The 14,982-nt window shown below is 36.8% G+C and carries 9 protein-coding genes; 5 read left to right on the top strand and 4 right to left on the bottom strand.

What is annotated here, in order from left to right:
• The first annotated feature begins 7 nt into the window (after positions 1-7).
• The 5 genes from FJR38_RS13185 (at position 8) to nadB (ending at position 8,549) form a co-directional block, all read left to right on the top strand.
• Entirely contained in the window at positions 8-1,774 is a 1,767-nt protein-coding gene (locus tag FJR38_RS13185) for a bifunctional diguanylate cyclase/phosphodiesterase (protein WP_168498242.1), read from the top strand.
• Between the two features lie 469 nt (positions 1,775-2,243).
• Positions 2,244-5,105, top strand: coding sequence for a zinc-dependent metalloprotease (locus FJR38_RS13180; protein ID WP_168537497.1), 2,862 nt, complete (start codon positions 2,244-2,246; stop codon positions 5,103-5,105).
• Between the two features lie 134 nt (positions 5,106-5,239).
• Entirely contained in the window at positions 5,240-5,971 is a 732-nt protein-coding gene (locus FJR38_RS13175; RefSeq protein ID WP_168498247.1) for a DUF3120 domain-containing protein, read from the top strand.
• A gap of 316 nt (positions 5,972-6,287) precedes the next feature.
• Entirely contained in the window at positions 6,288-6,716 is a 429-nt protein-coding gene (gene psbU, locus FJR38_RS13170) for a photosystem II complex extrinsic protein PsbU (RefSeq protein WP_168537495.1), read from the top strand.
• A 162-nt stretch (positions 6,717-6,878) separates the two neighbouring features.
• Positions 6,879-8,549, top strand: a complete 1,671-nt coding sequence (gene nadB / locus FJR38_RS13165; protein ID WP_168537493.1) for an L-aspartate oxidase — start codon at positions 6,879-6,881, stop codon at positions 8,547-8,549.
• Positions 8,550-8,718: 169 nt separating this feature from the next.
• Here the strand turns inward: nadB and FJR38_RS29025 are convergent, their stop codons facing one another.
• From FJR38_RS29025 to FJR38_RS13150, 4 genes are all read right to left on the bottom strand, one after another.
• Positions 8,719-8,850: a hypothetical protein gene (locus tag FJR38_RS29025; RefSeq protein WP_256366921.1), complete on the bottom strand. Its 132-nt coding sequence runs from the start codon at positions 8,848-8,850 to the stop codon at positions 8,719-8,721.
• A 62-nt stretch (positions 8,851-8,912) separates the two neighbouring features.
• The gene (locus tag FJR38_RS13160; RefSeq protein WP_174764004.1) at positions 8,913-10,994 is read right to left on the bottom strand and encodes a mechanosensitive ion channel family protein; all 2,082 of its coding nucleotides are present in this window, start codon (positions 10,992-10,994) and stop codon (positions 8,913-8,915) included.
• A gap of 235 nt (positions 10,995-11,229) precedes the next feature.
• A complete protein-coding gene (locus FJR38_RS13155; protein ID WP_168537490.1) occupies positions 11,230-13,941 on the bottom strand; it encodes a carboxypeptidase-like regulatory domain-containing protein in 2,712 nt (903 codons plus the stop codon).
• A gap of 82 nt (positions 13,942-14,023) precedes the next feature.
• Entirely contained in the window at positions 14,024-14,851 is an 828-nt protein-coding gene (locus tag FJR38_RS13150) for a hypothetical protein (RefSeq protein ID WP_168537489.1), read from the bottom strand.
• Positions 14,852-14,982: the final 131 nt, after the last annotated feature.

Here is a 14,982-nt window from a genome sequence, read left to right as displayed (position 1 = left end):
AACTTTTATGAATAATCAAATTAGAGTTTTAATTGCGGAAGATAATATAGATGATGCTGAATTATTAGTATTAGAGTTGGAGTCTGCAAATTATCATGTAATTTATCAAATAGTTGATAGCGTTGCAACTATGTCTAATGCTTTAAAAAATGAAGTATGGGATATAATTTTAACCGACTATTCTATGCCTCATTTTAGTGCGATCGCTGCATTAAATTTAGTCCAAGAACTAGAACTTGATACTCCTTTTATCGTCGTATCAGGTTCAATTGGTGAAGAAACAGCAGTTGAATTAATGAGGTTTGGCGCTCATGATTATTTACTCAAACAAAATTTAACAAGGCTAATTCCAGCAGTCAAAAGAGAATTACGAGAAGCAAAAATGCGTTCAGAACGCCAACAAGCTTTAAAACAAATTAGAACTTTAGCCTTTGTAGATGAACTAACAGGTTTACCTAATCGCAATGCTTTATTAAAAGTTTTGCAAATGCACATTCATAATTCTCATCATGATGCTCACAAATTCGCAGTTTTGTTTTTAGATGTTGATCAATATCGAAATATAAAATATGGCTTTGGACATATTAAAAGTGAACAACTATTAATTGAAATTGCCAAACGGCTAAAAAGTATTTTATCTCCTGATGACTACTTGGCAAAAGTTGGTAAAGATGAATTCGTCTTACTATTTGGTAATATTATTAATGCCGATAATCTAGAAATAAAAGCTAATAAAATTCATCTTTTACTCGATCCTCCTTTTCAAATGGAAGGCTTTTTAACCTACGCATCAATTACCATTGGCATCGTAGAATCGAGGATGGATTTTGCCGATGCAAATGAATTTTTACGAGCAGCAGAAATAGCTAATTATAATGCCAAGCAAAAAGCCTTAAATTCATATTCAACTGTAATCTACAGTAAAAATATGCAAACTCAAATTCTCGAACGTTTAAATGTAGAAAATCAACTGCGGCAAGCCATCTCTAATCAAGAATTACGGCTATTTTATCAACCTATAGTTTGCCTCAAGTCTCATAAATTAGTTGGCTTTGAAGCCTTAATTCGCTGGCAACATCCCCAAAAAGGTTGGATTTCACCCGCAGATTTTATTCCCATAGCAGAACAAACAGGATTAATTATTCCTCTGGGAGAATGGATTTTAGAAACAGCCTGTAAACAGATGAAAGTATGGGAAACTCAGTTAATCGCTCATTTACCACTGAGTCTTTCAGTTAATGTTTCTGGTGTGCAATTAAATGAACCAGAATTAGTGCCATTAATAATTTATCTTCATCAATTTTTAAATCAGCAGAAAGTCAACTTGAAACTAGAAATTACAGAAACTAGACTAATGAATAACACACATTCAATTATCGCTAGTTTACGAGAACTTAGAAATGCAGGTATCAAAATTAGTATTGATGATTTTGGCACTGGCTATTCTTCTCTTTCTTATTTACAAAATTTACCAATTGATACTTTAAAAATTGATCGTTCCTTTGTTTGCAAAATAGCAGATAATCCCCAAGGATTGGGTATTATTCAAGCGATTATTACCTTAGCTCATACACTAGGTTTAGATATTGTTGCCGAAGGTGTGGAAACATTAACTCAAATGGATTATTTACAATCTTTAGGTTGTGATTATGGACAAGGTTATCTATTTTCTCCAGCTATTACCGCTGATTTAGTGCAAGATTGGCTGGTATCATATTTAGAAAAAATATACTCGATCAATAACCCAGTACCGCAGGGTGGAATTAAAAATTAACAATTAAAAAAGCAGATAACACAAGCTGATTGAAAATTCTGGTGTTGCTGATAGCCATATTGAGGTATAAAATTCCTAAATTGAACCTTTAAAACTCTTACCTTTGCGTCTTTGCTACGGCAGTCGCTCATGGGGGAAACCCCCAAGACCGCGCTGCCTCGCCTTTGCGTGAGACTAAAATTCATACCCTTAATCAGCAACGCCAAAATTCTTAATGGTTGATTGATTTATGCCGTTGTGTAGTAGTTAGGCTAAAATATGAAATCTTGTACAATCACACTCAGCAGAGATATTAAGTGCTTGACAAAAAGTAACAAGTTATATTGCAATGAGCATCTCACCCACTCTACTTAAATTAAAAGAATGTGATATGCTGATATTACGTCTAAATACTTAAGTAATAATTATATTGACGTTAGTTTTAAATATTACTGTGTTTCTCAAGCCATAATGATCAGGAATTTAGAGAATGAATAAATTTACTTTATCTATCATTTTATTTAATAGTCTATTTGTTTCTATAGAAACTGCCAACGCTCAATTATTAATAAATAATCACAGCTATTCAGAAACAAAAATCACCGAAGTGGATCAAATTTCTCAGCAATTAAAATTACCATCTTCAAAAATAGCAGTAATTGACCAGAATAATCACGTAGAAAAACAAAATTTTGTGTGGGTATTTAAAGATCCCCAACAAGTTGGCAAACAACCATTTTTACAAATTACTAAAAAACCAGATCCTCCCCAAAAGACCCCTGAATCTGCTCCTACTCCTACTCTACCTCAAGAAGATGGATTAAGTGATTTTGGTGAAATTACTAAAGATACTCAAAAATCAGAGGGAATATTTACCATTTATCGCCACAAAAATAACAAGAAAATCTATTTAGAAATTAAACAAGAACAACTGCAAAAAAACTTTCTGGCTACCTCAACTTTAGAATCAGGAATTGGTGAAAAGGGGATTTATAGTGGAATGCCATTACAAGATTTTTTGTTTTATTTCCAAAAAGTAGATAATCAATTACAGTTTGTTGTGCGTAATGTTAATTTTCGGACACGCACAGGAGATCCCCAAGCAAGATCAGTAGCAAGATCATTTAGTGATTCTGTTCTCTACACCCTCCCTATTAAAAGTACCCATGCACAAAGAAAAACTATTCTGGTTGATTTAGGTGATTTATTACTAACAGATTTAGCAGGATTATCTACCAACTTAGAAGTAACTATTAATCCAGAACAAGCTTATGTTGGTAATGCTAAAGTTTTTCCCAAAAATTTAGAAATAGAGTCTATTTTTAATATTACTAATAGTGATAGTAATGCAAGACAGAATTTTGGTGTATTACCTGATAGTCGTGGCTTCACTATTAGAGTTCACTATAGTCTGTCCGAATTACCAGAACATAAATATCAACCCCGGTTAGCTGATGAAAGGGTAGGTTATTTTATTACAGCTTATCAAGATTTATCTAAAAATGACCGGAAAGATCCTTTTGTTCGTTATATTAATCGTTGGAATTTAGAAAAACAAGATCCTACAGCCGCAATTTCTCCACCCAAAAAGCCCATTGTTTTCTGGATTGATAATGCTGTTCCTTTAGAATACCGAGAAGCTATTAAAGAGGGTATTTTAATGTGGAATCAAGCCTTTTTGAAAGCTGGATTTAAGGATGCAATTCAAGTCCAACAAATGCCTGATAATGCCACTTGGGACCCAGCAGATATTCGCTATAATACCATTCGGTGGATTAATACTGTAGATGGATTTTTTGCAATGGGACCATCCCGTGTTAATCCATTAACAGGAGAAATTTTGGACGCAGACATTCTAGTTGATGCTAGTTTTGTCCGGTTATTAAAAAACGATTATCGCCAAATAGTTCAACCTCAGCAAACACAACCTCGAACTTCTTTATCGGCATTAATCAAAAATGGCCGTCTGTGCGGGAAAGGTAATCAAAAATCCCCACAGTCATTTGGCAATTTATCGAAATTAGCAACCGAGTATGATTTATGCTATGGAATTGAAGCATCTAATCAATTTGCTTTTGGTTCTTTAGCAATATCAATGTTAGGAAATAGTCCACCAAGTCAAGAACAATTAAAGGATTATATCCACCAATATTTACGTTTAATTATTGCCCATGAAGTGGGTCATACTTTAGGTTTACGGCATAATTTCCGTGGTAGTGCTTTTATCTCACCAGCAGAGATGAATAATCCCGAAATTACCCGGACTAAAGGTTTGACAGCATCTGTTATGGATTATATTCCTCCAAATATTGCCCCTGATGGTATTAAACAGGGAGATTATTTTCCGAAGATGGTAGGTCCTTATGATGAGTGGGCAATTCAGTATGGTTACACTCCTAGTCAAGCGACAACCACTATCGGGGAAAAGTCGTTTTTAGCAGCAATTACTGAAAAATCGTCTCAACGAGAATTGAGTTATTCTCCTGATGAGGATGTATCTAATAGTGATCCGACTGTGGACGCTTGGGATCATAGTAGTAATGTATTAGTTTACGCTGAGTCACAATTAGCAAATTCCCGCCGGATGTGGGAACGACTTAATCAGGGTTATCCCATTGCTGGGGAAAGTTACAGTGATGTAGAAGAGCGTTTCAATACTATCTTAGGAAATTATTTCCAGAATTTATATTATACCAGTAAATATATTGGTGGTCAGTCTTTTTATCGAGTTAAACCTAGTGAGAGTAAGGAACAATTACCATTTGTACCAGTACCAGTAGAACAACAGCGACAAGCATTAATCACCATACAAAAGTATGTATTTGCGGAAGATGCTTTGAAATTTCCCCCAGAATTATTGAATAAATTAGCACCTTCTCGTTGGCTGCATTGGGGGAGTGATATTCAAGTAGGACGCTTAGATTATCCTATTCATGATTTAGTGTTGTTGGTTCAGAGTGCGGTGTTGAGTGATTTATTAGCCAGCGATCGCTTGACTCGTCTCAAGGATCTAGAACTAAAAAGCACATCAGGAAATGCACTCACTTTGCCAGAACTATTTGATACTTTGCAAACTGGGATTTGGTCGGAAGTTTTTCAACCCAAAGGGAAATTAAAAATTTCTAGTCTGCGACGGGGTTTACAACGCCAATACCTAGAAATATTAATAGCGATGGTATTGCGAAAAGAATATGTTCCTGAAGATGCTCGCACTTTAGCTTGGTATAAACTCAAACAATTAAATACTCGATTAAGCAGGGTGAGGTCAGACGATGAATATACTAAAGCTTTTTTATTAGAAACGCGCGATCGCATTGAGAAAACTTTGAATGCACCATTGCTAGGGAATTAATTTCTGATCATCGTCCCCTTTGTTGCTTCCATAGCATACTGAACAAATTTTATGTACAATTATGATGCCCCCCAGGGGGATTTTCAATTATGATATTGTAGATAAGTAAAGTTTAGTAACAAATATTAAAAACTTTGATTAATCATACATTCCCTTCCTATACAGCAACCAACCCGACATTAGATATTAATGACAGCATTAAAAACACCTCCTTAGCAAGTGTTATATCTTTCCGAACAAGTTGGTTGGTATTTGTAGCAGCAGTTTTTTTAGTAACAGTACCAGTGTTTATAGAAGCGCCGTTAGTGCGATCGCTACCAACTCTCAGTGTAGTCATGACAGGCTTTTGGATAGCCTTGAGTATCACCTTAATGTCACGTCCCCAAACCTATCTTTGGGGTGATATCCTCTTTGGTTTTAGCTGGACTTGGTTAACAGGAGCAATTTACTGGGGTTGGCTACGCTGGGAACCGATCTGGCATTTACCCGTAGAAGCATTAGGATTACCCATTGCCCTATGGTGTTTAGCCAAAAACTGGGGTAAAGTTGGCAATTGGTTTTACTTAGGTTCTTTATTCGGTACGGTTTTAACCGATATTTATTTTTATTTAGTAGATTTGATGCCCTATTGGCGACAAATTATGAGAACAGATCCCGAAGGAGCTTCACAAATCTTACAAAATGCCTTAATACAAGTCCAAACCCCTTGGGGAGAAGGCTGGGCAATCATTCTTGCCCTGATGCTCACAACAGTAGGAATAGCCTCTTTACTAAATAAGCAATATCATTGGTATGCCTTTGGGGGCGCAGTTTTGAGTACAATCTTAGTAGACAGTCTATTCTTATTAGCAGCGGCTCTTGCGTAAAATTTCCATAAATTGAGGTAAAACCTCAAAAAATGGGCGCAAAAGTGCTATTGAGTATGATTTTTGGCAAAAGTCAAGTCAAACTAAATAGTAGGAAATATTGTGGATATTAATACGCTGTATATTAGTTTTTGATGACTGTTGTGTTAGCTCTCAAGCTGAAACGATGAGGCTAAACCATGAAAAAACAAGGATAAGTTAGAAAATAAATTGTTCTAACAGCCCCAAACTTCTGGTTAAAGCCTTACAGTTCATAGCTTTTGGCTGCAAATATTCAACAATTTAATTGCTGTTTGATAGAAAGAGGTAAAAAATCGTGAAAGGATTGGTGCGTTTATTCACAGTATTCACATTGTTACTAAGTTGCTGGGGAATGCTGGGAACTACTCAGACAGCCCAAGCGGCTAGTTTCAATAGCTTTGTAGGGAATCAAGTCCCAGTTTTGGCAATTGCCCGCCAAAACAAAGCAGATTTGAAGCTGGGAACAGAGTTTGGGAAGAAAATTGATTTGAATAATACTAATATTGCCGCTTTCCAACAGTATCCAGGACTGTATCCCACTCTGGCTAAGAAAATTATCGCTAATGCTCCCTACGAAAAAGTAGAAGATGTATTAAATCTGCCAGGATTGAGTGATAAGCAAAAACAACGTTTGCAAACTAACTTAGAAAAGTTCACAGTTACAGAATACGAGCCTAACTTTAACGAAGGCGATGACCGCATAAACAACGGTATCTACAGATAACTCTAGTTGGTAATTGGTGATTGGTGATTGGTGATTGGTAGAAGCAAAAGGCAAGATGTCTAATAAATATCCCTATTACCCATTACCCATTACCCATCACCCATTACCCATTACCCATTACCCATTACCCATTACCCATTACCCATTACCCATTACCCCATCTTGCCTGATATAGATATTCCTAACCAATTTGATGTTTTAGTAGTCGGTGCTGGTGCAGCAGGACTATACACAGCCCTATGTCTACCAGAATCCTTAAAAATCGGCTTAATTACTAAAGAAACAGTTTCTCTATCTGCCAGTGATTGGGCGCAAGGTGGCATAGCTGCGGCTGTAGATCCAGAAGATTCGCCAAAACTGCATATTGAAGACACACTTAAAGCGGGTGCGGGTTTGTGTGATCTTGCTGCTGTAGAATTCCTAGCGGAACAAGCCCCTAGCTGCATTCAATCCCTCGTTAATTTAGGGGTAGCTTTTGATCGCCATGATAATCACTTAGCTTTAACCTTAGAAGCAGCCCATTCTCGTCCTCGCGTTCTTCATGCAGCCGATACCACAGGGCGGGAAGTAACCACAACCCTGACAGATCAAGTTCTGCGTCGTGAGAATATCCAAGTAATTCAGCAAGCTTTGGCTTTGAGTTTATGGAAGAACCAGCAAACAGGTCATTGTTTGGGAATTAGCCTATTTTATCAAGGAAAAATTACCTGGATTAAAGCCAGTGCAGTGATTTTAGCTACTGGTGGTGGTGGTCAAGTATTTGCCCAAACGACTAACCCAGGAGTGAGTACAGGTGATGGTGTGGCGATCGCTTGGCGGGCTGGGGCGATTCTCCGGGATTTAGAATTTGTCCAGTTTCATCCTACAGCCTTGAGTAAACCAGGACGTTTTCTGATTAGTGAAGCTGTCCGTGGTGAAGGAGCGCATTTGGTGGATGACACTGGGCGACGTTTTGCCTTTGATTACCACCCAGCAGGGGAACTAGCACCGCGAGATGTGGTCAGTCGAGCTATTTTTAGTCATTTACAAAAAACGGCTGCTGACCCGGCTACAGCGAATGTCTGGTTAGATATGCGCCCGATTCCGGCTGACAAAATTCGTCACCGGTTTCCGAATATCATCAATGTTTGTCAACATTGGGGGATTGATGTCTTTACTCAACCTATTCCCGTTTCTCCGGCTGCTCATTATTGGATGGGTGGAGTGAGTACAGATGTGATGAATCGCACGAATATTCCCGGTTTATACGCCATTGGGGAAACTGCTAATACGGGAGTCCATGGTGCTAATCGTTTGGCTAGTAATTCTCTGTTGGAATGTATTGTATTTGGGGCGCAAATGGCTAATGTTGATGATGAAAAATTGAAAATTGCACAAATAGACTCTCCCCCAAATATTGAGACTATTGATTTTAGCTCATCTGCAATTGATTGGGAAAATGAACAAAGACAACTGGAAGCAATCCGTGAAAATTTACCCCGTCTAGTTTGGCAAAGTGCGGGTATTTGTCGAGAAAAATCAAGTTTAGAAAATGCCATTTCTCAAGTTGTATTTTGGCAACAAGAGTTTGCGGCTTTACCTTTAAGTCAATTATTATTAACTTTGCAATCTACGCAATCAGTTAATTTTCATCAACCACAAATTGAAAAGGAATTGAGGCTTTGGGCAGAAACCCGTAATTTATTAGATATTGCGGAATTAATTCTTAAAAGTGCTGCTTTTAGAACCGAAAGCCGGGGTGGACACTATCGTTTAGATTACCCCGAAACTGATCCTAATTGGCAAATTCATACTCTTGTGCAAAATCAGGAATGGTGGATAGGTAATAGGTGATATTATCTGCGATTAAACACCTTTTAGTCAAAAAGTCCCGCTAGAGTAATTTTAAATTTAATTCTTGCAACGTATTAGCAAGAGGATATCCAGCAGGATCTAAATTAAGACGACAAAAGCCAGAAGTAAGTTTAAATAAAAGTATCCCCTCAATATATCGGGAAAAGGGTTATTCAGTCATCCATGACGAACCAAAAGAATTGATAGCAGATTTTTGCCGAATAATAGTTGCCAAAGAGGGAATATTTCCCACCTGAGCAATACTATTGCCAAAACCCTGAAACCCTATTGATATCGTCACGATTTTATTGGGTTTCAGACCTATTTGGGAAAATTGGCAATAGTGTTGCCTGAGAAATCCGGTTACGAATATTCTGGGAGAGATTCTGTCAGCATTTCCGCAACAGGCTTAGGGATTTGATTCGTAGTTTGTGGTAAATAAAGATTATGTCCAGGAATTGCTGACATCTGGATATTTTCTTGTTTAAACCGTTCCTGAATCATTTGGATGACATCTTCATGAACTCCCCAAAAATCATCGGTTGTAGTCCAACCACTGACACCAATAGAAAAATAATATTCTTCCACTGACCAGAGAAATTTTCCTGGTTTGGGATCTGCAAGAATTTTTGGATGTGATTTAATGATTTCCACCAACAATTTTTGCACTTTTGCTAAATCTTCATTCAGATCAATTCGCAACCAAATAGATACTTTACGGATTTCTGCATAAGTCAGATTTTCTATCATTCCCCCCCAAACATTATTATTGGGGATCACGTACATCTGACCTGCGAAACCTTTAATTTTAGTGCTGGCTAGAGAGATAGAATCTACATAACCCCAAATACCACCAACTTTGACTTCATCACCAATATCAAAGGGTTTGTTAAACATAATCATCAAACCACTGGCAAAGTTACCCAAATTGCTTTGTAGGGCAAAAGCTAACACGAAACTCGCACCCCCAAGTAAGGCTAAAATTGGACCAAGGCTGACTTCTAGTGCTGTTAGTGCCAACATGACACCGACGACAACACCACCACGCTTGATGACCATGACTGTAAACTGGCGCAATAATTCAGATGCACCCCCAATCCGTTTTAAGGAGCGATTGAGGATAATTCCTAGAATCTGAGAAACAAGGGTAGAGGCAATAACAATACCGACGAATTTACCGATGTTTGCTGCCCAGCGTAAGCCACCTTCTCCTGATTTCACCCAACTTACCAAGCGCACTCCCGCACCTTCCGTGTCTTGTAAGTCAACTGCAACTATGCTGATGGCTTCGATATATTGTTGATAAGCTTTAGGATCTCCGCCTTTGCTTTCTAACTCTGCAAGCACAACCTTGAATCTATCAATTACGGCTGTTCTTTCTGATTGTAATTCTGTAACGTTAGCTACGAGTTGATTTTTAAATTTTGCTTCTGCATCCGCATTTTTATCTAATTGTTCGGCAGCTTTTTCTAGTTTATCTCCCTTGGTTTTGAGATTGTCTTTATCGTTAACAGTCTCAACTGATCCTGCAACTTTGGTACTCCCATCACCTTCAATTGTAGTATTGTCTAAAGCCGTTGCAGCTTTATTTAAATCTTGGGAAGATTTTTTAGTAGCATCTGGGGTTTTAATCCCTTCTATTTCTTCTCTCACTTGCTTGAGAGATTTTTGGGCTGTATCTAGCTTTTTAGTTGCTTCTTTAAATTCAGGTGAATCGGGAACAGCTTCTTTTTCCTTGGTTTGGGCTTCTTCAAAAGCCTTGATTGCTGCCTCTAATTTATCAATCTTCTTTGTAGCATCAGTGTAGGCTAACGAACCAGCAGTTAATTCTTCTCGCTGTTTCTTGGCTTGATCTAATGCTTCTTTAGCTTTATCTAATTCTTCTGTTTCTTTAGCCTTGTCTATGGCCTCTTTTAAAGTATCATCTTTTTGAATATCCTTTTTAGCGTCTTTAGCTTCCTTAATAGATTCCTGTCCTTCTTTCAGCTTTTGTTTGGCTTCTTCTAATTTTTTTGTAGCCTCTGCATATTCTGGAGAACCAGGCGTTGCAGTCTTGAGTTGTGCTTCTGCTGCTTTAAGAGCTTCCTGTGACTTATCTAAGGACTCAGATGCTTCTTTCTGTTTGTTGATGCTGAGATTTTGCCGTTTAATAGCTATTTCTGCATTACTAATTTTTTGAACTTTATCTTTTAGTAAAACCAACCAAGCCGCTGATTCGTTTTGCAGTTCTTCTAATGTTAATGGCTTAACTAATAGTTGCAGTTCGTCAATAGGAACAGTAGGATCTTGAGTTGTAACTGCAAATTTGGGATCTCCAGCAGCAGGTTGAACTTTTTCGACTTTTGCTTCTTCTGTGGCTTTTTCTTCTGTTCTTCCTGGTGTAGTCCATAGTGCAAATGCAAATACTACACCTGCCAAAAAAATAGCACGAACTCGATAGCGCATCAATATTTTACCCTTTTTTAACAAAAAAACTTACTTATAGCAGTATATAACCACACGAGACATTGGTGACAAGGCGGTTGAAGATGAGATGTGGCAATAATTTGAGAAAATAAGGGGGTAAAAAAATAGAGCTGTTTAGCTACCTTGTCACCCGTTAAGGACGAAAAATTAAGAGTTTGAAACCCATGAAGATGGGTTTTGTCTGTGTAGCCGCGACTTCCAGTCGCCAGGGCTTCTAGGGTAACTTCAAATTTAATTCTTTTAAAGTTGGATCATCTGCTTTTATCGTAATTGTATTAGGTTCAGCAGGTTTACCATTCACTTTTAGTTGATAAATTCCTTGTCGTAACTGTTCTAAATAGAAAACACCCGCACTATTTGTAATAGATATAACTGATGATTTAGTATTAGGATCAATAGCTTCAACTTTAGCACCAGCAATAGGGTTTCCTTCTGCATTTGTAGCGATTCCAGCGAGAGTGTAAGAAGGTTGCAGGGGAATAAGAATAGGTGTATAACTTCCCTCCACTACTTTCACAGCAAAGGTACTAATTGCAGGTTGGAAATCAGGAGGAAAACCAGCAGGTTCTAAGTCTACACGATAAGTTCCAGGAGCAAGACGCATCATAAATCTATCCTTTTTAATCTCAAATTGCGAAGGTTTCACAACTTCATTATTAACAATTAAAAACTCTGAATTATCATTATATATTTCTTCATTATTATCTCGTTTTCCATTACTATTACGATCTAAAAATGGGATAACTAATAAACCTCCTTCAGTGCGGAAACGTTGGATTTGTCTATCTCCTGGAGTTATCCCCTGTTGAAAACCCAAACTAGAAACCAGTTGAATACTGAAACTATTTTGATTAGAATTTAGAGAAACTCCTTCATAACGTGCCTGTAACAAAATACCTGGTAAAATAGTTGTTCCCAGCGTTCCATAAATTCCTGTTCCTAAAGAACCGATTCTATAACCTAATTCACCTTGCCAAAGATTCTCACTATATCTAGTATAACTTGGAGAAGTATAACGCCAATATGCAGTTAGCAAATTAGCATTTTGAGAAGAACTAAGAGTTTCATAGTTAAAAATTAAAGACTGATAAGGATTAAATAAATATAATAGTTGGGAAGAAGTGCTAGTATGATTACCACGATGATTAAAGAACAATTTTCCCAAATTTTGATTTAAAATCCAACTTAATCGAGCATTTGTATCAACATTCACTAAAGCAAAAGTAGAAGAATTACCACTACTAGAAGAATAGCCCAAACCAAAATTTTTCTCTTTGTCTAAATCTCCACTACTATAAAATCTAAATTGATTTGACATCTTCAAATCAAGAGTATAGCGAGTAGATTTTAAATCATTACTTAATGTGGCATAAAGATTAGGATAACCATCCCAAATTAGATTGGTATTAATCTTGATATCATCTCCTATTAAACCAGAAACAGTCATTCTGAAAGGAGACTTTTGCGGCTGATAAAAAAGCTCTGTCAAACCTTGAAAAGATGAATCATATATACCACCTAAACTTACAGTTAAATCCTTTGTTAATCCCCATCTTTGACTTATTCCTCCACTGAATTGGGTAAACTCTCCCAGAAAATCATTATTATTTAAACGTCGTTTCCATCCTCCAGAAATAATTAAAGCTGATGTTCCTACTGACAGTTTCTCAGGTAATAAATTAAAACGAGCATCTTCAATTCGTGGTTGAGCAGTTAAAACACCTCCAGGATATAGTAAAATTTGATAATTTCTACCTATTTGTCTACCCACAGGAATATTATCAAATCGGTAATTTCCTGAGCCGTCAACTAACTGTTCAGCTATCACATCCGAGCCATAAAAATTTTTAACAAGACGTGCTAAAGTTCCTGGTTCAGCACGGCCTGTCACTGTTCCAAAAATACGCTCTGGTTGTAATCTTTGACTAGGATTTACACTACCACTTCCATAGCTAGGAAACGGAGAAAAACCTTGACGTTGAATAGTAGTAAATCCCCAAAAATCTCCCGCACTTTGACTGCGCCAAAAAGTGGGTTGTGAACCTAAATAATAATCACTATTATCTGTTTGTTTGAGGATTTGTAGTTCTGATAATTGCCAAGTTTTACTATCTGTGATATCACTTTGATTAACACGCACAAACCAACTACTATCAAAGATTGTCCCCACTGCTGATAAATTACCTTGATTCTTTAAATCTGAGGTAGTTGTACCACTCAAATTAACCCTCTGTTCCACCATACTCAATGTGACATCGGGAGCAGAGATTTTCGGTAATCCTGTTAATAGTACAGGCTTTTTTTCTATATTATTACTATTAGTAGATTTTACTTCAGGAACATCAAAAACAATAGCATATTCCCGCCAATCAAATTTAGATGCAATTCCGAAGATATCTTGAATTTCTTTGGGAGAAAGCACTAATCCTAATTCTGGATCATTATGTAGTTTATTAGTATCAAAACGAATAACTTTAAAATAAGAGCGTAACTCAACTTCATTCTCTGATATTCTTTTAGAAGTAAACTTCAATGCTTCCAAAACATCATCATAAGGAATTAACCAATTTTCAAAATTAATCGCGTCTTTATCCGTAACCTTACCCCGCACTAACACCCCATCATTAACACTGCGGTTCCCGACATTTAACCCAATAATAAAAGTTGGAAAATTATCATTTTTTGGCGGTGTTGAATTTGTTTGAGTTAAAAAAATTGGCAATTTTTCATCTCCAAAATATTCCGGTTGTGAAATATTTTCAATCGGAGTTTCTATGAATATTTGCTTTTGGCTATTTTCCTCATTTAAAGCAATTTTATTAGGTAACTCTGCTGCTAAAATTAAAGTATTTTTGTCAGAAAAACTACAACTAAATAAATTAAAAAAGCAAAGTATTTTTAGACAATTATTAATGTTTGAATGCACTATTTAACTATGCCAAATCAAGGAGAAAGACGGTTTTTTGCTTGCATATTCACAACTAAAAATCGCCTTTATTAATAAAATTTTAGGGGACAATAAATTTGACACTAAAAGGAATTTTATTAGTTCTATTTACACCCCATCCTAAACTACCAGAAAGTTGATATTCTCCCGGTTCTAATTGAATTTTTTTAGCAGCACTAGAATAATCAACAGCGAGATAACGTTCTCCTTGAGTAATTACCGTCGTATCCATACCTCTACCACTATAAATTTGTTTATCTCCCTTTTTAATATTCCATTCTCCTTGAAGAATTGCACTAGCTTTGCCAGTATTCTTAACTAAGAGTTGAAGTTGTTGTGATTTAGGATTATATCTAGCATTAACCACACTCAAATTATGGGAAACATTGCCTTTGCGAACATAAACAGCTACTCCGACTCTGGGAACAATTGCTGTTTTAAAAATGACACTACTATTTGCACCTTGTTCTTCCTGAATTGTCGCTTCTAAATTTTCTGTGAACAACATCGCCCGATACTCACCATCGGGTAAACTGGGAGGAAAACGGGCAATAAAACGAATCCGACGATTATCTGTACCAGGAACTTGCAGTTCTCGTGGTGAAAATTGTAAATAGGGAGTTAAATCTAAAGGACTGGAATCAACAAGTTGAAATCCTGTTTCTACATCATAAGTAAAAGGTAGACTATAAACGCGAGCGCGAAACTCTTTTGCGTCTCTATTTGTAACTGTAATTGTTCCCTGTGCTTGTCCCCGCTTTTCGTTGGCTTCAATTACCAGTGGAGAAATAGCAATATCAGCTTTAGCAGCATTTCCCCATAATAAAAAGGTAGATAAGAACATACTACTCAAGGAGTATAGAATTAGTTGCTTAGAAGGAATTTTCATACTTAATTTTTCTCTTTGATAAAAATGTGAAATATCATAAAACAAGGATTGGAGCTTAAACCCAGGCATCCAATCCTTGCAAACAACAAGATAACTAAAGCGAGTTCATAAAAGCCTACTTTTATTCAGGA

The organism is Anabaena sp. UHCC 0253, from assembly GCF_009712085.1.
GTDB lineage: Bacteria > Cyanobacteriota > Cyanobacteriia > Cyanobacteriales > Nostocaceae > Dolichospermum.
The sequence above is the reverse complement of the archived record's forward strand: the minus strand, read 5'-3'. Positions and strand labels throughout refer to the sequence as shown.